The following is a 20,745-nucleotide window of genomic DNA, read 5'->3' on the forward strand; positions in this document are numbered from 1 at the left end:
TGCCGTAAACACATCGGTAACGGTACGCGAGCGGGCCCTTGGCCGCGGGGCGTGCCTCCAACTCAAGCCGCGAGATCATGAGCCTAATCAATATTGGCATGAGCGGGCTGAACGCCGCCCAGTTCGCCCTGAATACCACCGGCAATAACATCTCCAATTCGGGGACTGCCGGTTATAACCGCCAGGTCGTCAATTACGCCCAGCAGAATAGCCAGTTCACCGGCATGGGTTACCTCGGGCAGGGCGTGCTTGTGACCGACGTGTCACGCGTGTACGACCAGTTCCTGTCGAACCAGGTCAATCAGGCGCAGACCCAGTACAGCCAGCTCAATACCTACTACCAGCAGATCTCGCAGATCAACAACGCGCTGGGCAGCTCGACGACCGGCCTGTCGGCCTCGATGTCGAACTTCTTCACGAACTTGCAGACCATCGTGACCGCGCCGAACAACTCGGCCACCCGCGCCACGGTGATCTCCTCGGCGCAAACGCTCACGAGCATGTTCCAGTCGCTCTCGGGCACGTTGTCGTCGCTGCGCGCCAGCGTGAACGGCACGCTGACCCAGTCGACGGATCAGATCAACACCTACGCCAAGCAGATCGCCTCGCTGAACGACGCGATTCAGCAGGCGCAGGCCAACGGTATCAACGCCACGCCGAACGATCTGCTTGACCAGCGCGATCTGGCGGTGGCGAACCTGAACGCCATTGTGCAGACGAACGTCGTCAAGGACAGCAGCGGCGCGTACAACGTCTTCATCGGCAACGGTCAGTCGCTGGTCACGGGCAACTCGGCATATCAGCTCACGACGGTGCCCTCGGCAAGCGATCCGTCGCAAATGACCATTGCGTACGTGAGTCCGAACGGAACGAAGGTCCCGATTCCGGAGTCGTCGATTACCGGCGGCTCGCTGGCAGGGCTGTTGTCATTCCGCAGCGGTGCACTCACGCAAGCGCAGAACTCGCTTGGCCAGATCGCACTGTCGCTTGCCGGCACGTTCAACGCTCAGAACCAGCTCGGTCTGGACCTGTACGGGAATTTGGGGGGTAACTTCTTCACGGTGCCCAACCCTACGGTCATCGCCAGCACCACCAACTCGAACGGCGCCACCCTCAACGCCACGATCACCGACGCCTCAAAGGTGACCGCGAGCGACTACAACGTGAGCTTCGACGGTACCACCTACACGCTGACGCGCCAGTCGGACGGCGCGAAGTGGACGGCCGGCGCGCCGGCGACGCCGGGGGCAGCGCTGAACTTCCAGGACAGCAGCGGCGCGGCCTTTGCCGATGGTTTCTCGGTCACCACCGGCGGCATGGTGGCGGGCGACAGCTTCACGATTCAGCCCACGCGCAACGCGGCACAGAACATTGGCGTCTCGATCACCGATCCGGGCAAGATCGCGCTGGCAGCACCGATCATCGCGTCGACCGGCAGTGGCAATGGCGGGTCGCTCAAGGTCGATCAGGGCAGCGTGGACAAGAGCTATCTGTCGAACGTGCTGACCGCCCCGGTGAGCTTCACTTTCAGCAAGAACGCCACGACCGGTGCGCTCACGCTGGTCGCGCCGTCGCCGATGACCGTCACGGTCAACGGGGTGACGACCTCGTACGCCGCCGGCGATACCGTGCCGTACGATGCCGCCAATGGTGCCAAGATCACCATGAACGGCATGACGGTCAATCTCAGTGGCACGCCGAACGATGGCGACAAGTTCACTATCGCACCGAACACGTCGGGTGCGGTGACCGACAACCGCAACGGCCTGGCGCTCTCGGCCCTGCAGAACGACAAGACCCAGGTGGGCGGCTCGCAAAGTTACGCGACGGCCTATGCCAATCTGGTGTCGTTTGTGGGTTCGACCACGAATACCTATAAGGCCACCAGCGCTGCTCAGGCCACCCTGCTGCAACAAGCGCAAACGGCACAGCAGTCCAATTCTGGGGTGAACCTCGATGAAGAGGCCGCCAACCTGATCAAGTATCAGCAGCTTTATCAGGCCAACTCGAAGGTGATTCAGACAGCTTCGTCGCTGTTCGACACCATTCTCCAGATGGTCAACTAAGCGCAGGGGCAAGATGATGCGTATCAGCACCAACATGATTTACGATCAGGGGCTGCGCTCGATGAGCCAGAACACCTCTGATTTGCTCAACACGCAAGCCCAGCTCTCGTCGGGCAAGCGCGTGACCACGCCGAGCGACGACCCGATCGCGGCTGCTCAGGCCGTTGCCGTCTCGCAAGACAACAGCATGAACACGCAGTACGCCGCGAACCGTGCTGCCGCGACGACCCAGCTTCAGCTCGAAGATTCGACTTTCGGCAGCATCATTAACTCGCTGCAACATGTGATGTCGCAAATCGCGTCGGCGGGCAACGCCACGCTCAACGACACCGACCGCGCGACCATTGCGACCGACCTGCAATCGAGCTTCCAGCAGTTGCTCTCGCTCGCGAACACGACCGATGCCAACGGGCAATACCTGTTTGCGGGCTACAAGGGCAACTCGGCCGCCTATGTAGCGTCGCCCACGGGCGCGTCGTATGCAGGCGATATGGGGGTGCGTTACGTGCAGGTGAGCCCCAATCGTCAGATCGCGATCAACGATCCTGGCGCGACCATCTTCGAAGGGATTCAGGCAAGTACCGCCAGCACGTTGATCAGCGGCAACTCGGCCAATCAGGGTACCGCGACATACTCTACCGTCTCGACGACCGACGTCACCAACGCGGGCGCGAACCATCAATACCAGATCAGCTTCGCGATCGACAACACCACCACGCCGCCCACGACCAATTACACGGTCAAGGACCAGACGGACACGACAGTGCCCGATGTGACGGGGACGTACACTGCCGGTCAGCCGATCAACTTCGGTGGCAAGTCGGTCACCTTCTCGGGCGCACCGGCGGCGGGCGACAACTACACAGTGCAGCCGGCGAACAAGGCCAGCACTAACTTGTTCGACAATTTGCAGGCGCTGATCAACACGCTCAAGACACCGATCAACGGCACGAACGGCACAGGGCAGGCAAACCTCAGCAACGCGTTGACGACGTTTACCCAGATGTTCAGCAACACTTACGATAACGTCACGACGGTCCGCACCACGACGGGCTCGCGAATGAACGAGCTGAGCGCGCTGAACAACATTGGCGATACGAACTCGCTCAACTACCAATCGCAACTCAGCGATCTGCTCGATGTGGACTGGAACTCGGCGGCGACCAAGTTCGCGCAGTTGCAGGCTGCCTTGCAGGCGTCGCAACAGAGTTTCCTGCAAACGCAGAAGCTCTCGCTGTTCGCGCTGCTCTGAGGCGTGACGCGCGGTTACTGAATCCGCGCGAGACGACGAAAAAGATAGCGGGCCACGCGGCATGACGCCGGGTGGCCCGCAGTCGTTTTGGCGGGGGCGCTATTGATGACCGCCAGGCCGGTCTCAGGTCTTCGGTACGAAGGCGGCGGTGGCCCGCACCATCATGTCGATGCCGATGGAGATGAAGTGATCCATGACCGGTGCAATACGCGGCATCATCATTTCCAACACCACCAGACCGACACCCAGCGTGAGCGGAAAGCCCACGGCGAAGATGTTGAGCTGCGGGGCGGCCCGGTTCAGGATACCCAGCGCGAGGTTACAGATCAGCAGCGCGGCCACGAGTGGCAGCGACAGCATGAGCGCGAGCGTGAAGAGCTGGCCGCCGAGCATGGCCAGGTAATGCCAGCCCGCCACCGAGATCGGCGCGCTCGATACCGGCAACACCGTGAAGCTTTGCACCAGCGTGGCGAACATCACCAAATGCCCGTTGGTGGCGAGGAACACTAGCATGGCCACGAGATTGAGCAGCATGCCGAGCACGGCTGTGCTGCCGTCGCTGTTGGGCGTGAGCAGGGTGGCGAACGAGAGGCCCATCTGCAACCCGACGAAGTCGCCCGCCATGCTGATGGCGGAGAACACGATCTGCATGCACCAGCCGAGCGCCGCGCCGATCATCACTTGTTGCACGAGAATCCAGAGGCCTTCCCACGAGAACGGCGAGACGGCGGGCATGGGGCCGAGGACCGGCGCCAGCGCCAGCGCGACAATGCCCGCCAGACCGATCTTGACCATGCCGGGTACCGAGGCGTCGCCGAACAACGGGGCGCTCATGGACAGCGCGAGCAGGCGCACGAACGGAAACAGGAACGTCGCAATGACGCCCAGGAGTTGTTCGTAAGTGAAGCTGATCAAAGCCGGCGCGGCTTACCCGACGAGGCCGGGAATGCCGGTGAGCAACTGACGCATGTAGTCGACCATCAGGTTGAGCATCCACGGGCCCGCGATCACCAGCGTGACGAACACCGCAAGCAGCTTGGGAATGAACGACAGCGTCATTTCGTTGATCTGCGTGGCCGCCTGAAACAGGCTCACGAGCAGACCGGAGACGAGGGCGACAAGCAGCAGCGGCGCGGCGAGCAGCAGGGTGACCTGCATTGCCTGATGGGCCAGCGCCATGACGGTTTCCGGAGTCATTTCGCGTTCCTCGCCGCTACATCGTGAAGCTCTGGGCGAGCGAGCCCAGCAGCAGTTGCCAGCCGTCGACCACCACGAACAGCATCAGCTTGAACGGCAGCGACACCGTGGAGGGCGAGACCATCATCATCCCCATCGACATCAGCACGCTCGCGACCACCAGATCGATGATCAGGAACGGAATGAAAATCGTGAAGCCGATCTGGAACGCCGTTTTCAACTCGCTCGTAGCGAAGGCCGGCACGAGAATGCGCATCGGTACGTCTTCCGGGCCGTTCATCGGCGGTGTCTTGGCCAGCTTGGCGAAGAGCGCCAGATCGGCTTCACGCGTTTGCTTGAGCATGAACGCGTGGAAGGGCTTGGCCCCGGTGTCGATCGCCTGCTCGAAGCTGATCTTGTTCGCGGCGAACGGCTGATAGGCGTTGGTGTACGCTTGATCGAAGACCGGCGACATGACGAAGAACGTCAGAAACAGCGCGAGGCCGATCAGGATCTGGTTCGGCGGCGAGGTCGTCACGCCAATGGCATGGCGCAGCAGCGAGAGCACGATGATGATGCGCGTGAAGGCGGTCATCATCAGCAACATCGCGGGCAGGAAGCCCAGCGACGTGAGCAGCAGCATTGTCTGCACGGACAGCGAATAGGTCTGTCCGCCACCGGGGGCCGGTGTCGTGGTCAGCGCGGGCAGCGTGGCCTGTGCGAGCGCCGTGCCCGGCAAGACGAGGCAGGCGAGTGCCAGCCCGAAGGCCAGCGCAAGCGTCGGACCCGCCGGACCCCGAGGCTTTCCGGCGCACAGCAAGCCACGCAACATCAGGAATCCTTTTTCATCGATTCGCGCAGTTTTTGCGCAAAAGCCTGCGCGGCGCGGTTGGCTTGTGCGCCCGGGTGGGCGACGCCGGGCGCGGCAGGCATGTCGGCGACGCGCTCGGCGTCGATCACATGCAGGCTGCGGACCTGCCCGGGTGCGACACCCAGCACGATCCAGTCGCCTGCGACTTCCACGACCACCACGCGTTCGCGCTGCCCCACAGCGGCACTGCCGACGATACGCACATTGCCGCCGCCCAGCGGGCGTTGCAGCCCGAAGCGCTTGGCGAGCCACGCGAGCCCGAACAGCAGGGCCAGCACGAGTACGAGGCCAAGGCCCGTTTGCACAATGCCCGCGCCGCCGAGACTGGGCACGGCGGCCGCCTGCGAGGCGCTGCCCTGCGCGTGCGCGCAGGAGATCGTCAGGAAGGTGAGGCCGAGAAAGCCGGAGATGCCACCGGAGACGGCGCGCGGGCGAGCCAGACCCGCCAAGGCCCGTGGGATGCGCCGCGCACCGGGGGACACACGAAGCGCGCGAAGGCCATGAAGGGCGCAAAGGGCGGTGCGAGAGGTCGTAGCGGTTGCCACGGCATGCCGCACGGGCTTGCCGTGGACTTGTATTGCCATCATCGATTGAGCTTACGGATGCGTTCGGATGGCGTGATGATATCAGTCAGGCGAATGCCGAACTTGTCGTTCACGACCACCACTTCGCCCTGAGCGATGAGGCACCCGTTGACCAGCACGTCCATCGGCTCGCCGGCCATGCCGTCGAGTTCCACCACCGAGCCCTGCGCCAGTTGCAGCAGGTTCTTGATGGCGATCTTCGTGCGGCCCAGCTCCACGGTCATCTGCACCGGGATATCGAGAATCAGATCGATATCGTTGTGCGTGGCCGTTGCGGGATTTCCGGCGGTGGCGGCCAGCGGCTGAAACACGGGGGCGGCGGCCGGCGGTGGCGCGCTCGCGGGCGCCGGCTCGGCAGCCGTCTGCTCCGCCATGGCACTGGCCCACTCGTCCGCCATGGCCTGGGCGTCGTCACCGGGCGTTTGAGGGGTATCGCTCATCACTCGTTGTCCTTCGTGTAATCGCTGTGCGAATGGTTGATCATCTGGTTCACGCGCAGCGCGTATTGACCATTGAAGACGCCGTAACTGCATTCCATCACGGGCACGCCGTCGACCTTGGCTTCCAGTACCTCGGGCACGTCGAGCGGAATCACGTCGCCTACGCGCATGTTGAGCAACTGCGAGAGCGTCATGTCGATCTGGGCGAGGTTGGTCACGATCTCGACATCGGCCGCCTGCACCTGCTGCGAGAGCAGGCGCACCCAGCGCTTGTCGACCTCGAGCGTTTCGCCTTGCAGCGGACTCGAGAGCTGATCGCGCATCGGCTCGATCATCGAGTACGGCATGCAGATGTGGAATTCGCCGCCGACCGACCCGAACTCGATGTCGAACGTGGTCGTGACCACTACCTCGTTCGGCGTGGCGACGTTGGCGAACTGCGTGTGCATTTCGGCGCGCACGTATTCGAATTCGACCGGATACACCGGCTTCCACGACGCACCGTAGTTCTCGAACACCAGATCGAGCAGGCGCCCGATGATGCGTTGCTCGGTCTGCGTGAAATCGCGTCCTTCGACACGGGTATGGAACCGGCCGTCGCCACCGAACAGGTTGTCCACCACCAGGAACACGAGGTTCGGATCGAACACGAACAGCGCGGTGCCGCGCAGCGGTTTGATGTGGACCAGGTTGAGGTTGGTCGGGACAGGCAGATTGCGAATGAACTCGCTGTACTTCTGCACACGCACCGGGCTCACCGAGATTTCGGCGCTGCGGCGCATGAAGTTGAACAACGCAATGCGGAACAGTCGCGAGAAGCGATCGTTGATGATCTCGAGCGTGGGCATGCGCCCGCGCACGATGCGCTCTTGCGTCGCGATGTTGTATGGTCTGATGCCGGAATGATCTTCCGACTCGGACCGGTCATCCTGTTCGCCGGTGACACCCTTCAGAAGGGCGTCGACTTCTTCCTGCGACAGGAACTCCTCATGCGCCATGAATCACTCACTGAATTACAAACGCGGTGAACAGCACTTCGCCCACGGCCTGCTGCGGCATGTTGGGCGCAAACGGTTGCGCGACCAGAGTGCGGATTTCGCTCGCCAGACGGCGCTTGCCGTCGATCGTGGCCAGATCCTGCGGCTGCTTTGACGACAGCAGCAGCAACACGCGGCTGCGCACTTCGGGCATGTGCTGCGTGATGCGGGCTTGCGTCTCGGCGTCTGCCACCTTGAGCGAGAGACCGATATGCAGGTAACGCTCACCGTCTTCGCCCGACAGGTTCACCGTGAACGGGTCCATGCCGACGAAAACGGGCGGCGGCGGGGGCGGCGGTGCTTTTGCCGCTTCGCTGCGTCCCGTCAGCAAATACACGGCCGTTGCCGCACCGGCGGCGGCCATGAGCGCAACCGCAACGATCAACAGAATCCATTTGCGCATGCTCCCTCCGGAGGGGGCCGCGGCTTGCGTCGGTGCGGGATTTGCCATGTGTTCGCCTGCTATTGGGTAATGATTGTCGGCTAACCCGCCAAGGGGTGATCGGCCGAAAAGAAGGGACAATCGCGTCTAACTCGCGTCTTTGTCTTAACGGCAGAAAAACCCGCTTGCTTTAGGGCGGTGCGGCGACCGGTCACGCCGGAGCGCGACGGATGGCGCCGCGTTTTACCGCCATCGATGCGTCGAAATCGGGGCCGGGAGATCAGGCAAACGTATCGACGAGACCGTTGCTCACGCGCACCGGAACGCTCACGGTTGTGGCAAGCGCTGCGTCGTCGGCCTGACCGAAGCCCGGCGTGCCGCGTCCGTTGCCCTGACCGTTCCCGCCTGCGCCGCCGTTCCCGTTCGCGCCTTGCTGCGCAAACGCCTGCTGCTGTGCGTTGTCGCTGCTCACGGTCGTGTTGCCCAGCGCAATGCCATTGTTGGCAAGGCTTTCGCGCAGTTGCGGCAGTGCGGCCTGTACGGCGTCGCGCACCGCCGCGTGCTGCGAGACGAACATCGCTTGCGCCGAGTCGTTCGTCACGTTCAGCACCACATGCAGCGGGCCGAGATCGGGTGGATTCAGGCTCAACTGCGCGGTCTGTGCGTGGGCGGACGAGAGCCACACCACTTGCTGCGAGAGCTGGTTGTTCCAGTCTTGCGTGCCGACACGGGCATTCAGGGCAAGGGCGGCCGGCAGATTGGCCTGTGCCTGCAATTGCGGCTGGGCGTCGACCGCAGGCGTAGCGGCTTGTGCCGCCTGAGCGGCCGCCTGTGTGGCGGCGGTGGTGGCTTGAGCAGCGGCGTCGCGATTGCCCTGTGCCTGCGCCATGGCGTCGGCCATGCGTTGCGCGGCCTGTGCATCGGCGCCCGTCGGCGGCGTGGCGGCCTTGGCATCGGTAGCGGCAGGCTGTGCAGCGGACGTTGCCGACGTTGTCGTGGCGTTCTTGGCCAGCGTGTCGAGCGAGACGCCGCCGGTATTGCTGGCGGTCGTGGCGGCGGCGGTGACCGTGCCATTGGCCGCTGCGCTGGCGTTCGAGGGAGCGGTCTTGGCATCGGCCGCAGCCCCCGCCGGCGGCTGGCCGGCCAATTGTGCGGCGCCGCTCGCTTGCAACGCGCCGCTCACCGCCGCAGCAATGGCCGCGCCAGTGCCGGGCTTGCCGTCCGTTGCGCTAGCGTCGGCGGCGGTCGGCGGTACCGGCGCTTGCGGGGGCAGCGGTGCATTGTTCATGGCGGCGAGCGCCACGGCAAGGGCGGCGGCGGGATCGCCGGGCGAAGCAACGGTCTGTGCCGCGTCGTCGGCGTTATCGTCCGTGTCGTCCTTGTCGCTATTGGCGGACGTCGTTTTCGACGGATTCTTCGAAGCGTTCGTTTGCCCAGTCTGTCCCGCCTGTGCGGACTGACCGGCCGATGCGCTGCCGTTCGCGCCGTTGTCGGTCGACCGGGTGCTGCTATTGCCGGACGTATTTGACGTATTGGTACTGGTCTGGCTCGCTTGCGGCGGGGTGTTGTTCACGCTGCTGGCGGGCTGCACGGTCTGGCGCGTCTGTTGCGAAAGCACAGTGGAGAAGGGCAACACGCCGCTGTCGTCGGTATTCGACGAGCCGGCGCGGTTGGCTTTCATGGCTTGCTGCGCGGCAGCGGCGGAATCGGTGAGGAAGCTCAGAATCGACATGTCGGTTTCCTTGTCCTTCAAATCGGGGATTCGGCACGGCGGCGCAGACTGCGCGCGGCGTACTCGTCGTTTTCCTTCTGCTCGCGACGCGCGACCCGCACCGCAGTACGGGCTTCTTCGCGCGAGGCGAGCGTGCCGAAGGAGTTCAGGCGGCGCTGCTGCGCCTGCCATTCGCGGCGCGCGGCCGCGAGACGCTCTTCGGCCTGTTCGAGCAGCATGGATTGCTGCCCGATGGCCGTGTCGAGCGTATCGATGAATTGCTGGAAGTTGCGCCAGTCGCAGCCGGCCATGCCCTGAATCGTGGCCGTCTGCATGCGCGTGCGGTACTCGTGACGGTACTCGCGCAGCGATTCGAGCTGACGCTCGACTTCGGCACGCTGCTTCTGGCGTTCGCCGAGCAGCCGTGCGGCTTCGTCCACGTCTTTCTGGGCGAGTTCGATGAGCAACTTGAGGGGCAGGTGGGAGTTCATGGCCGCCTCCGCTTAGTGGAACAGCCCGTGCAACTGGTGCACGGCGTCCGGATAACTGGCCCGCTCGCGCATTCCCTGTTGCAGGAAGCGCTCAAGGCGGGGATACAGCTCGATCGCCTGATCGAGCATCGGGTCGCTGCCCGGCGCGTAGGCACCCACGTTGATGAGGTCGCGATTGCGCTGGTAGCGGGAGAGCATCTGCTTGAAGCGTCGAACCTTGTCGAACTGGCCGTCGTCGATGAGCGCTGCCATCGCGCGGCTGATCGATTGCTCGATGTCGATGGCCGGGTAGTGCCCCGACTCCGCCAACTGACGCGATAGCACGATGTGGCCGTCGAGAATGGCGCGGGCCGAGTCGGCAATCGGGTCCTGCTGGTCGTCGCCTTCGGTGAGCACGGTGTAGAACGCCGTGATCGAGCCGCCACCATCGGGCCCGTTGCCGGCGCGCTCGACCAGGGCCGGCAACTTCGCGAACACAGATGGCGGATAGCCCTTCGTGGCGGGCGGTTCACCGATGGCCAGCGCAATTTCGCGTTGCGCCATGGCGTAACGGGTCAGCGAATCCATGATCAGCAGCACGTCTTTGCCCTGATCGCGGAAATACTCGGCCAATGTCGTGGCGTAGGCGGCGCCTTGCAGGCGCAGCAGCGGCGAGACATCGGCCGGCGCAGCCACGACGACCGAGCGCGCCAGACCGTCAGGTCCGAGAATGTTCTCGATGAAGTCTTTCACTTCGCGGCCGCGCTCGCCGATCAGACCGACGACGATGACCTCGGCCTGCGTGAAGCGGGCCATCATGCCGAGCAGCACGCTCTTGCCTACGCCGGAGCCTGCGAAGAGGCCCATGCGCTGGCCGCGTCCGACGGTGAGCAGCGAGTTGATGGCGCGCACGCCAACGTCGAGTACCGACTCGATGGGCGCACGACCCAGCGGGTTGATCGGCACCGACGCAAGCGAGGCACTCTCGGTCAGGCCGAGCGGGCCGAAGTCGTCGAGCGGCCGGCCGGCGGCGTCGACCACACGGCCAAGCAGCGCTTCGCCGACCGGCAGCCGTTTGCCGTTATGGCGTTGACTGGGCAGGGGGCCGTCGGCGGCGGGTTCCATCGGGAACACACGGGCGCCCGGCAACAGGCCGGCGACTTCCGTCTGCGGCATGAGAAACAGCCGATCGCCGCCAAAGCCGACGACTTCGGCTTCGGCCGTGGCCGGTTCCCGCGAAGGGTCGTGTACCGGCAGCTCGATCAGGCAGCCGGCACCGACCGGCAGACGCAGGCCCACGGCTTCGAGCACGAGACCGGCGGCGCGCGTGAGGCGGCCGCAACGCCGGGTGGGTTCGACGGCGTGCACGTGGGCGATGCGCTCGCGCAGCGTGTTTTGCCAGCGGCGAAGATGTGCGTCGCGTGCGATTTCGCGAGCGCCCAGGGCGACATGCGCGGTAGTTTTCGGTGCTGCGGACTCGGCTGCGGTTGCCGGATCGTTGGCCCCGTTGCCTTCGTTGGCTTCGTTGACCTCGGAGGTGCCGGTCGCTTCGGACTTGGCCGCCGTACTCGCGAGCGAGTCGTCCGCTACAGACGCCGAAGGGGCGTCTTCATGATCGTCGGGTTGCAGGGCGCCGGCCTGCACGGCGTGTTGGGTCGTGTCGATCTCGTCCCACAGGCGCACCGAAGGCATCGTGCCATCGTTCGCCGGGGAGGGCGTGGGCGATGTGTTCGACGTGGCTTCGTCATGCGTGTTCTCGGTGCTGGGCAGCACCGGCGCATGGGCGGCGAGCGGGGTGAGTTCGGCGTTCACCATGGCAGATCCTTGCCCAGCGCGGCCATCACGCGTTGCCAGCGAGTGGCGACGGTGGCGTCGACTTCTCCGCTGGCCGCTTCGGCTTTGCAGCCGCCGCGCTCGATGGTCGGGTCGGCACGCACGGTCCAGCCAGCGGTGCGCAGTTCCGCACCCACATGGGTTTCGACCAGCGCCACGTCTTCCGGATTGAGAAGCAGGCGCGGCGAACCGGTCAGCGGATCGTTGGAAAGCAGCTCGCGCACGATCGGCAGCAGCGTTTCCGGATGAATGGTGAGCGTCTGGCGCAAGGCCTGACGGGCGATGTCGAGCGCGAGACCGAGCAGGGGCTCGGAGACTTCGCGGTCGATGGCGTTCACCGCCGTGCCGAAACCATGCGCGATATCGGCGAGTTGTGCGGCGCGCGCGTCGACTTCTTGCTTGCCTGCGGCCTGTCCGGCGGCATAGCCTTCGGCGTGACCGGCAGCGTAGCCTTGTGCATGGCCTTCGGCGCGTGCTTCCTCACGCCAGGCGGCGATCTGCGCCACGAGCGCGGGATCGTCGAGTGGGCTGGGCGCCTTCGGTTGCGGGGGTGGCGGGGGCGGCGGCGGGTCGAACGACGCCATCTCCCAGCGTTGCCAGGCGGAGAGGCGTTCTTTCGGAATGATGGTCGACATGCGCGCGGGCCCCGTCCGGTTACACGTAAGCGTCGTCGCCGCGGCCGCCGATCATGATGGCGCCCTGATCGGCCAGGCGACGCACCACTTGCAGCACCTTCTTCTGTTCGGCTTCGACTTCCGAGACCCGCACCGGACCGCGCGATTCGAGGTCTTCGCGCAACAGTTCGGCCGCACGCGCCGACATGTTCTTGAAGAACTTCTCGCGCAATTCGACCGGCGCGCCCTTGAGCGCGATGATGAGCGATTCGGACTCGATTTCCTTGAGCAGCACCTGAATGCTGCGGTCTTCCACGTCGAGCAGGTTCTCGAACACGAACATCTCTTCGACGATCTTCGCCGCGAGGTCCGAGTCGTAGTTACGCACGGCTTCGATGACCGACTCTTCGTGCACACCGCCCAGATAGTTGAGGATTTCCGCCGCCGTGCGCACGCCGCCCATCGGGCTGCGCTTGATGTTCTCGCTGCCCGAGAGCAGTTTGGTGAGCACGTCGTTGAGTTCGCGCAACGCGGCCGGCTGAATACCGTCGAGCGTGGCGATACGCAGCACCACGTCGTTGCGCAGACGTTCCGTGAAGAGCGCCAGCACTTCCGACGCCTGATCCCGGTCGAGGTGAACGAGGATCGTGGCGATGATCTGCGGATGCTCGTGTCGGATCAGTTCGGCCACTGCCGTGGAGTCCATCCACTTCAGGCCTTCGATACCGCTGGTGTCGCCACCTTGCAGAATGCGCTCGATCAGGCCGGCGGCCTTGTCGTTACCCAGCGCCTTGTTGAGCACCGAGCGAATGTACTCGGACGAGTCGAGCGAAAGCGCCGAATGCTGTTCGGCTTCGAGCACGAAGTCCTGCAGCACGTCGGCGATCTGATCGCGCGTGACTTGCCGCAGCGAGGCCATGGCCGCACCGAGCTTCTGCACTTCACGTGGCGCGAGGTACTTGAAGACCTCCGCCGCTTCGTCTTCACCCAGCGACATCAGGAGGATGGCGCTGCGTTGGAGTCCCTCAGCCGCGCTCATCGCCACCACCCACCCATGATTTGACTACCGTTGCCACGATCTTCGGATCCTGTCGCGCGACTTGACGCGCGTACTGCAAGTTGCGCTCGTAAGCGCTGAGTTCATTGCTCTTGCCGGGCTCGCCGGCGGCACCCGTACCCTCGGCCCCTTCGGCACCCTCGGCGCCGACTGCCGCACCGGCGAGCGTCGGCTCGGCCGGCGGCGGCGGGCTCAGATGCTTGCGGATGGCCGGACGAATCACGCCGAACCAGAGATAAATGCCGATCAGCCCGATCAGCGCCCATTTGCCGACCTGCTTGGCCAGTTCGATGTTCTGACGCTGACGCCACCACGGCAGGTTAGCTTCCGGATCTTCTTCTACGGTGAACGGGCTGTTGACGATATTGAGCGTGTCGCCGCGCTGGCCCGAGAAGCCGATGGCTTCCTTCGCCAGATTCTGAATCTGGTCGAGCTGTGCTTGCGTGAGCGCCACCATCGCAGCCTTGCCCTTCGCGTCGGTGCCCGGACGATAATTCACGACGATGGCCGCCGACAGGCGCTTCAGCCCGCCCGTGGCCTGCTGGACGTGACGAATCGTGCGGTCGACCTCGTAGTTGACCGTGGCATCCTTGCGATCGCTGCGCGGGCCTTGCGGGGCACTGGCGGCGCTCGCCGGATTGGCACCGTTCTGCTGAGCGAACTGCTGTTGCTGCTGAGTGATCGGCGCGGTGGCCTGACCCGGCGGCTGGTTCGACAGTGCGCCCGGCACGCCGCCCGGCGGCGTAATGCCGATCTGTGTGGCTTCGCTGTTTTGCTGACTGCGCACGGCCTGCTCGCCCGAGTTCGGCTTGTAGTTCTCCGAGGTTTGCTCGACCTGATTGAAGTCGACATCCGCCGTGACCTGCGCGTGCACGTTGCCCGGCCCGACGATCGGGTTCAGGATCGCCTCGATGCGGCGCGCATACGATTGTTCGAGTTCGCGTACGTACTTGAGCTGGCTGGCGTCCAGACCCAGTGCGTTGCCGCTTTGCGCGGAGAGCAGGTTGCCGTTCTGGTCGAGCACCGTGACGTTCTTGACCGGCAGTTCCGGCACGCTGGAGGCCACCATATGAACGATGGCGCTCACTTGTGCGTCGTCCAGCACACGGCCCGGATACAGCGTGACGAGTACCGAAGCGCTCGGCTTTTGCTGCTCGCGCACGAACACCGACGGCTTGGGAATGGCCAGATGCACGCGGGCGGCCTGCACCGCCGAGAGCGATTCGACCGAGCGGGCGAGTTCACCTTCGAGCGCACGCTGGTAATTGACCTGTTCGGCGAACTGGCTGATACCGAACTTCTGGTTATCCATCAGTTCGAAGCCGACCAGACCGCCCTTGGGCAGACCTTGCGAGGCGAGGCGCAACCGCACATCGTGCACCTGCTCGGACGGCACCAGAATGGCACCGCCGCCCTCGGCGAACTTGTACGGCACGTTCATCTGTTGCAGCGACGTGATGATGGCGCCGCCGTCGCGATCGCTCAGGTTGCTGTACAGCACCTTATAGTCGGGGGCACGGCTCCACAGGAAAACCGCAATCAGCAACGCGACAAGGGCCGCGCCGCCGACGAGCAACGGCAGGCGCTCGCGCGAGCGCAACTGCGTCAGCAAGGGCGGCTTGGCGGCAACGTCCGCCGTCTGGGTGGCGGCGTTCATGCGCGGCTCCACGCCAGTGGCGTTAATGTGACGTTCATCGCGGTGGAAGTGCTCACTAACATGCGACAGAATTCTCCGGGTACGCATGGCATCGTGCTCGCGTCCCAGGGATGCTAAGGATTGGAAAGAATCCGGCGCCCGGTGCGCACGATGCCGATGGTCCTGATTATTCGTTGGCGAATATGGAATCGTTCTGTGGATTAGGCGGGTGTTTTGCCGCTAATTAAGGTATTGGGGGCTTGCCAGAGGGTGGTAATCTCCGACGTAACTGATAAAAGGCAAACCGGGCGAAGCGGCGTGATCTCGCGCGCAGCCGGCGCCCATTGAGGACAAGCAACATGGCCATTCCGGGGATCGAATCGGTATTGCAGAAGCTGGGCGGCGTCGCGTCGCAGGCGGCGGGCTCGATCATGGGCACGTCCAGCGCGGGTGCGGGCGCCGCGTCCGCCACGGGCGGGTTCGCGGCTGAACTGGAGGCGTCGCTCAAGCGCGTGTCGTCGGCACAGAGCGGTGCCGAAGCGCAGGCGCGTGCATTTGAAATGGGGGAGCCGGGCGTAGCGCTTAACGACGTCATGGTCGACCTGCAAAAAGCCAACATCGGCTTCCAGATGAGCCTGCAAGTGCGCAACAAGCTTGTTTCGGCCTACACAACTGTGATGAATATGCAGGTGTGAAGCCGGCCGACCGGCGGTCGCCTCACGGCGATGGTTCGCCGGAAGTCATCTGCACCGAAGAAGCCTCGTCTGTCGACGGGGCTTTTTTGTTGCTACCGGGTTAAAAGGACGGTCGTCGCGTCGAGCGCCGGTGGCGACGGTTGGCCCGTCACATTGTGAGGACGTACCTCGGCACTGGTGGCTGCGTCTTCAGGTGGACGGTGTGGATGAGGGCGGGGGGGCGGCAGCCGAAGCGTGCGCCTCACCCTCGGGAGGGACGACGCCCGGGGGGAGTGGCGGTGGCTTGCCGCCGCGGCCCGCTTCGAGTTTGTAGAGCCACGCCAGCAATTCCGCCACCGCCTGATAAAGCTGTGCGGGAATTCGCTGATCGAGGTCGACCTGTGTGAGCAGGCTCACCAGTTCCGGCGATTCGTGGACATAGAGCCCATGTTCGCGCGCGGTGCGCACGATGGTCTCGGCGAGCAGGCCGTAGCCCTTCGCCACTACGCGCGGTGCCGTATCTTTCGCGCCGTAGGCCAGCGCGACTGCTGCCCGGCGTTCCGGTGGCAAGGTCATGCGCCACCTCCCGGCGAAGCGCCGTCCCCGGAAGACAACTCAGGCTGACGGGCCGTGGCATCCGAGGCGGCCGAGGCAGCCGTGGCGGACACAGCCGCGTCGGTCCCCAAGGTGGCGGTATCGATACCCGCCGACCCGGCACTGCCGTCGTCACCCAACGCCCCGAACGACAACTGGCTCGCGACAAGACCGACCGCAGCCAATCGTTGACGCAGTTCCTCGCCTTCATGCGAGAGCAGATCGGCCGACGCTGCGGAGTCCGTCAGCAAACGCGCCTGCAATTGTTGCCCCGACAAGCCGAGATTGACGTCGACCGTGCCCAGCGAAGGCAGGGTCAGGCGCAGATGGGTGTGCCAAGTCGACGCGGCGGCTATCTCGCCCGGCGCGGGTTGCCCGGGGCGCTCCTCAACTTGCCACTCCATCGGTGCCCCCGGCCAGGCCGCGCCATTCCACTGAAACTGCGGATTGACCAGCATGTCGAGTTGTTGACGCACCAACGTCACGCTTTCCGCAGGCGTATTCGCCACGGCGGCGATGGCGCCGGCCGGTCCGTGCGGCGCGGCAGCGGCGGCATTTCCGTCACCCGTTGCCGAGAGCAACGCATCGCCTTCGCGGCCGCTCGGTAACACAGTGCTCGTCGTATGCGCCACGCTGGCGGCGTGGGCAAGCGCCGTCGCCGTGTTGGGTAAATTCGCGGTGGCATGCAGACCGCCATCGGCGGCATCGCCCGCGACGGGCTGAGCCGTCTGTCCCGGCAGCCCCGGTTGTGCGGACGATGCAACCGCCGTCGACACGGAAGGACCCGGCACCGGCCAGGCGGCGGCAAGCGACGCCTCGGCCGCCGCAGGGCCCAACAGGCGAGTGAGCGGGCCGGGGCCGGGCAGTGTGGCGTCGGCGCCTGCGGCGCGCAGTTGCGCTGCAAGGTTGGCAGACGCTGGCCAGCGCAACTGCGGCTCGGCCTGCAATTGTTCGAACGACCGGCTCCCGGACGCCCATTGCGCCAGATGCGATTCATAGAACAGCCCGCTCGTCGACAGCGCTTCTTTTAGCGCGGCGGCCAGCAGCGGTGCGAGCGCGGGCGCGCCGTTCCCGGGGGCGGCGGGCCAGACGGGCGTGCTTGCCTGCACGGGGCCGGGCGAATCGGGCGCGAGGCGCAGGATCGTATCGATGGTGCGTGCCGCGGCGGAAAGCGTGGCCTGCTGAACGGGCGTGGGCAGCCGCGCAGCGGTTTGCGTCGGCGTGTTGCCGAGACTGACGGCGGCGGGTGAGGTTCGGGTGGCAAGATCGCCGAGGGCGGACGTGGCGTCGCCCGTGGGTTGTGTGCCGGCAACAGCGCTCGGGGCGGTTGAGGACGACACACCCTGCCCGAGGCCGAGCAATGAATCGAGTCGCCGTGCAAGCGTCGTGGCCAGCACCGAGTCCAGACCGGCCATGCCTTACTCCGAAATGCGGGCGCCTCAGGTGCCCAGGTTCAGGCCGTAGACTTCGTGCAGGGCACGTTGACGGCGCGTGCTGTTGATCATGGCGTCGAGGTGCGCCAGATGCGGCACCGCGAGGTCGCGAATCGCGGCGTCGTCGGCCAGAATGCGGCGGATGATCTCGTGCTTGCGTGCGCGTTCGTCTTCGGTGAGCGGCTGGGCGGCGTCGAGTTGCTTGATCGAATCGACTTGCGCACGATACTGCGCCTCAAGGTCGATGAGAGCGTCCCAGTCGCCGTCGCGCGCGACACCAAGCATACGCTCCGTGAGACCGGCAATACTTTCGTAGCAGTTCAGCAAGGTCGTCGCTTCACTCATAACGCGCTCCGGTGCCCGCCTGTACGGCGGGGGCACCCGTGCCGGCAGCCGGAGCGATCTCTCGCCAGGCAGATGCAATCGTGTCGAGCAGGGTGTCGACTTCTCTGACTTTGGCGACGTCGTTCTCGAGATTGGCTTCGAGCAGACGGCGCCCCATGTAGTCGTACAGATCGCGAAGGTTGCGGGACAGTTCCCCCCCCACCTCCATATTCAATCCGTCGCGCAGGCCGCCGATGATGCCGATGGCTTTCGAGAGCGCCAGTCCGCGCTCCGCGATGCGGCCATCTTCAAAATGGATACGGGCCTTCGTGAGGGCCGCCTTGGCGCCGTCGAACAGCATCGTAATGAGTTGATGCGGACTCGCGGCGATGACACCCGTTTCGAGTCCGACCTTGCGATAGGCGTTGGCGGCGTTTTGACCGTACATGAGCGATCTCCGTGAGCCGGGCCTACTTCGACGACGAAGACGACGAAGACGAACCCCCCAGCACCTGCTTGAGGTAGTCGCTGGTGTTCTGAAGCTTCGACATGGTCGCATCGAGCGCGGTGAACTGCGCCAGATAGCGGTTCTGCATCTGTGTCATCTGGTCCTGCCAGTCGCTTTCCTGCTGCTGCACTTGCTTGATACTGGCGTTCAGATTCGACTGGGCCGTACTGATGGCGCCCTTCGCACTCAGGAAGTTGCTGACCTGGTTAGACAGCAGCGACGCATAGCCCTGCGAAAAATTGATGGTGCCACGGTTGCCAAGGTTGGTGCCCGTGACCTGAATCTTGAGACCGTCGGTCTGCGAACCCGCCGCACCGGTCAGATACTGACCGCTGCCCGTGGCGATCACACCGCCGATCGAGCCGCCGACATCGACTCCGTCGGTGCTGGGCGAAACGCCGGTGCCGAACAGGGCGGTCATGGCGTTACCCGACGTGACGCGCACGTTCGAGGCCGAGCCATAGCGGTTCGACGTAATCGACAGCACCCCATTGGTCTGCTTGACCGTTACGGTCGAGCCGTTCGCCACGAACTGCGAGTTGCCGTTGATCGCGGCCTGCAATGCGGCGGCCATCTTGTCGGGCGTATAGATGCCGTTCGGGATGGTGATGGTCGTGCTCTTGCCGTCGACCTGCACCGTCAACGTATTGTTGGTGCCGTCGATGACGGTGTTCGCCGGCAGGGTCGCGTTCGAGGTGAGCGTGCCTTGGGTCGCCAGACGCGTAATGACCACATCGTACTGACCCGGTTGCGTATTGCTCGTCGAGCCCTGATAGCTGATCAGACTGTCGGTGGTCGTGCCGTTCGTGGCGAGCAACGAAGCGAGCTGTGCGAAGCCGCCCGAGCTGATCGCCTTTTGCAATTTGGTCGTGTCGACGGCGAGCTGCCCCGACGTATCCGTGGCGCTGCCGGTGCCGTCACCCGCCTGGAACGTCACGCCGATATCCGCGAGCGATGTGAGCACCGATCCCGAGACCCCCGGCAGCTTGCCGTTCAGGATCTGCTGGATCTGGGTGGTGATCATCTGCGTGGTCGTATCGCCAATCAGCGGACCGTTGTTGTTCGAGGTACTGCCAGGCGTGGCGCTCGACTTATCGAAATACGTGAGCTTGCCGATGGCCGAGTGCAGCGTGTTGTAGGCGCTGACGAAGTCGTTGACGGCCTTGGTCACGCCGTCGCTGTTGTTGCTGACGTTGACGGTGGTCGTGCCGGTCTTGAGCAGGTTCATCGTCAGACCCTGCACGGCGCTCTTGACCGTGTTGGTCGGGCTCGACACGGCCAGACCGTTGATGGTCAGGTTCGCGTTCTGGCCCGCGGCCGTCTGCGTCAGGTTTTGAGTCCCCGTGGGGTCATACGCCAGCATGTTCGTAAGCGCGGCGTCGCCCCCGGCGGCGACATCCACTTTCATGCTCATCGTCTGACCGGTCTGTGTCGAGGTCAGGACCAGGCGGTTAGGCGTGGCGCTGCCGTCATTGACGATGGTGGCCGTCACCCCGCCGTTGGCGGCATTGATGGCGTCGCGAATGCCTTGCAGCGAGTTGTTCTTGTCCGTGATCGTGACGCTGAACGGCGCCTGTTGCGCGTTCGGTGCGAAGCTCGCGCCGGTGTACGTGCCGTTGGCGAGCGTGCCGCCCGAGATCGTGCCGAAGCTGAACGTGAGCTTGGTGGACGTGCCGCTGCCGATCGAGGCGGCGGGGTCCGACACGCCGATCGTCGACAGGCTTTGCGCCTGGGCCAACTGCGTCGTGTTGATGGTATAGCTGCCGGCTTTCGCCGTGGTGTCTGCCGACGCCGTCAGAAATGTCGCATCGCCCGGTGTGGCGGTCATCTGAAGGAATGACGATGCCGAGGACAGGTTCGATAAGGACGACTGAAACGAACTCAGCGCCGATTGCAGACTGCCGAGCGCCGAGACCTTGGTCTGATAGCTGGCCTCTTGCGACTTGAGCAAATTGAGCTTTTGCGTCGCCGGCTGCATCAGACTGGTGACGAGCGCGTTCACGTCCAGTCCCGAGCCAATGCCCGGTGACGAAATTGAGCCCGTAGTACTGCTGCCAGTGGTCGCCATAAATTGCTCGCTCTC

21 protein-coding genes are annotated in these 20,745 nt (G+C 64.5%); 3 read left to right on the plus strand and 18 right to left on the minus strand.

Features of this window, described 5'->3' with window-relative positions; all coding sequences use genetic code 11:
- Positions 1 to 77 precede the first annotated feature (77 nt).
- Both flgK and flgL read left to right on the plus strand, forming a co-directional pair.
- Positions 78 to 2,066, plus strand: coding sequence for a flagellar hook-associated protein FlgK (gene flgK, locus AT395_RS00550; protein ID WP_058375266.1), 1,989 nt, complete (start codon positions 78 to 80; stop codon positions 2,064 to 2,066).
- Positions 2,067 to 2,079: 13 nt separating this feature from the next.
- Positions 2,080 to 3,318, plus strand: a complete 1,239-nt coding sequence (gene flgL / locus AT395_RS00555; RefSeq protein WP_048628368.1) for a flagellar hook-associated protein FlgL — start codon at positions 2,080 to 2,082, stop codon at positions 3,316 to 3,318.
- 123 nt (positions 3,319 to 3,441) lie between these two features.
- On the opposite strand, the gene fliR is transcribed toward flgL, so the two are convergent.
- The 13 genes from fliR to fliF all read right to left on the minus strand — a co-directional run bounded on the left by fliR (position 3,442) and on the right by fliF (position 15,150).
- Complete coding sequence (gene fliR / locus AT395_RS00560) at positions 3,442 to 4,233, minus strand: flagellar biosynthetic protein FliR (protein ID WP_042113586.1); 792 nt, start codon at positions 4,231 to 4,233, stop codon at positions 3,442 to 3,444.
- A gap of 12 nt (positions 4,234 to 4,245) precedes the next feature.
- Positions 4,246 to 4,515, minus strand: a complete 270-nt coding sequence (gene fliQ, locus AT395_RS00565) for a flagellar biosynthesis protein FliQ (RefSeq protein WP_010807718.1) — start codon at positions 4,513 to 4,515, stop codon at positions 4,246 to 4,248.
- 16 nt (positions 4,516 to 4,531) lie between these two features.
- Positions 4,532 to 5,326: a flagellar type III secretion system pore protein FliP gene (gene fliP, locus AT395_RS00570; RefSeq protein WP_094068034.1), complete on the minus strand. Its 795-nt coding sequence runs from the start codon at positions 5,324 to 5,326 to the stop codon at positions 4,532 to 4,534.
- Positions 5,326 to 5,814: a flagellar biosynthetic protein FliO gene (gene fliO, locus AT395_RS00575; protein ID WP_231606090.1), complete on the minus strand. Its 489-nt coding sequence runs from the start codon at positions 5,812 to 5,814 to the stop codon at positions 5,326 to 5,328. The genes fliP and fliO overlap by 1 nt, the downstream gene beginning before the upstream one ends.
- Before the next feature lie 134 nt (positions 5,815 to 5,948).
- Entirely contained in the window at positions 5,949 to 6,389 is a 441-nt protein-coding gene (gene fliN / locus AT395_RS00580) for a flagellar motor switch protein FliN (RefSeq protein WP_082164707.1), read from the minus strand.
- Complete coding sequence (fliM, locus tag AT395_RS00585) at positions 6,389 to 7,387, minus strand: flagellar motor switch protein FliM (RefSeq protein ID WP_042113585.1); 999 nt, start codon at positions 7,385 to 7,387, stop codon at positions 6,389 to 6,391. The genes fliN and fliM overlap by 1 nt, the downstream gene beginning before the upstream one ends.
- 7 nt (positions 7,388 to 7,394) lie before the next feature.
- Positions 7,395 to 7,877 carry a flagellar basal body-associated protein FliL gene (gene fliL, locus AT395_RS00590; protein ID WP_048628367.1) on the minus strand — a complete coding sequence of 161 codons (483 nt, stop codon included), beginning with the start codon at positions 7,875 to 7,877 and terminating at the stop codon, positions 7,395 to 7,397.
- Between the two features lie 211 nt (positions 7,878 to 8,088).
- The gene (locus AT395_RS00595; protein ID WP_058375268.1) at positions 8,089 to 9,540 is read right to left on the minus strand and encodes a flagellar hook-length control protein FliK; all 1,452 of its coding nucleotides are present in this window, start codon (positions 9,538 to 9,540) and stop codon (positions 8,089 to 8,091) included.
- A gap of 17 nt (positions 9,541 to 9,557) precedes the next feature.
- On the minus strand, positions 9,558 to 10,010 hold the full coding sequence (gene fliJ, locus AT395_RS00600; RefSeq protein ID WP_042113581.1) for a flagellar export protein FliJ: 453 nt from the start codon (positions 10,008 to 10,010) through the stop codon (positions 9,558 to 9,560).
- A 12-nt stretch (positions 10,011 to 10,022) separates the two neighbouring features.
- Positions 10,023 to 11,681 (minus strand): flagellar protein export ATPase FliI, encoded by a 1,659-nt coding sequence (gene fliI, locus AT395_RS00605; protein ID WP_058375327.1) that lies wholly within the window; start codon positions 11,679 to 11,681, stop codon positions 10,023 to 10,025.
- 116 nt (positions 11,682 to 11,797) lie between these two features.
- The gene (fliH, locus tag AT395_RS00610; RefSeq protein WP_042113580.1) at positions 11,798 to 12,457 is read right to left on the minus strand and encodes a flagellar assembly protein FliH; all 660 of its coding nucleotides are present in this window, start codon (positions 12,455 to 12,457) and stop codon (positions 11,798 to 11,800) included.
- A 19-nt stretch (positions 12,458 to 12,476) separates the two neighbouring features.
- On the minus strand, positions 12,477 to 13,475 hold the full coding sequence (gene fliG, locus AT395_RS00615; RefSeq protein ID WP_039366481.1) for a flagellar motor switch protein FliG: 999 nt from the start codon (positions 13,473 to 13,475) through the stop codon (positions 12,477 to 12,479).
- Complete coding sequence (fliF, locus tag AT395_RS00620; RefSeq protein WP_042113578.1) at positions 13,462 to 15,150, minus strand: flagellar basal-body MS-ring/collar protein FliF; 1,689 nt, start codon at positions 15,148 to 15,150, stop codon at positions 13,462 to 13,464. The genes fliG and fliF overlap by 14 nt, the downstream gene beginning before the upstream one ends.
- 338 nt (positions 15,151 to 15,488) lie before the next feature.
- Here fliF and fliE point away from each other — a divergent pair, with 338 nt between their 5' ends.
- Positions 15,489 to 15,824, plus strand: a complete 336-nt coding sequence (fliE, locus tag AT395_RS00625) for a flagellar hook-basal body complex protein FliE (protein WP_048628365.1) — start codon at positions 15,489 to 15,491, stop codon at positions 15,822 to 15,824.
- A 189-nt stretch (positions 15,825 to 16,013) separates the two neighbouring features.
- On the opposite strand, the gene AT395_RS00630 is transcribed toward fliE, so the two are convergent.
- From AT395_RS00630 to fliD, 5 genes are read right to left on the minus strand one after another with little or no spacing between them, the layout of a single operon-like run.
- Positions 16,014 to 16,379, minus strand: coding sequence for an EscU/YscU/HrcU family type III secretion system export apparatus switch protein (locus AT395_RS00630; RefSeq protein WP_083577652.1), 366 nt, complete (start codon positions 16,377 to 16,379; stop codon positions 16,014 to 16,016).
- Positions 16,376 to 17,812: a flagellar hook-length control protein FliK gene (fliK, locus tag AT395_RS00635; protein ID WP_048628364.1), complete on the minus strand. Its 1,437-nt coding sequence runs from the start codon at positions 17,810 to 17,812 to the stop codon at positions 16,376 to 16,378. Before fliK ends, AT395_RS00630 begins: the two co-directional genes overlap by 4 nt.
- Positions 17,813 to 17,836: 24 nt before the next feature.
- On the minus strand, positions 17,837 to 18,175 hold the full coding sequence (locus AT395_RS00640; protein WP_048628363.1) for a flagellar protein FliT: 339 nt from the start codon (positions 18,173 to 18,175) through the stop codon (positions 17,837 to 17,839).
- The gene (fliS, locus tag AT395_RS00645; protein WP_048628362.1) at positions 18,168 to 18,602 is read right to left on the minus strand and encodes a flagellar export chaperone FliS; all 435 of its coding nucleotides are present in this window, start codon (positions 18,600 to 18,602) and stop codon (positions 18,168 to 18,170) included. Before fliS ends, AT395_RS00640 begins: the two co-directional genes overlap by 8 nt.
- 22 nt (positions 18,603 to 18,624) lie before the next feature.
- Entirely contained in the window at positions 18,625 to 20,730 is a 2,106-nt protein-coding gene (gene fliD / locus AT395_RS00650; protein ID WP_048628361.1) for a flagellar filament capping protein FliD, read from the minus strand.
- Between the last annotated feature and the right edge of the window lie 15 nt (positions 20,731 to 20,745).

Origin of the sequence: Pandoraea apista, assembly GCF_001465595.2 — a bacterium.
Classification (GTDB): Bacteria; Pseudomonadota; Gammaproteobacteria; order Burkholderiales; family Burkholderiaceae; genus Pandoraea; species Pandoraea apista.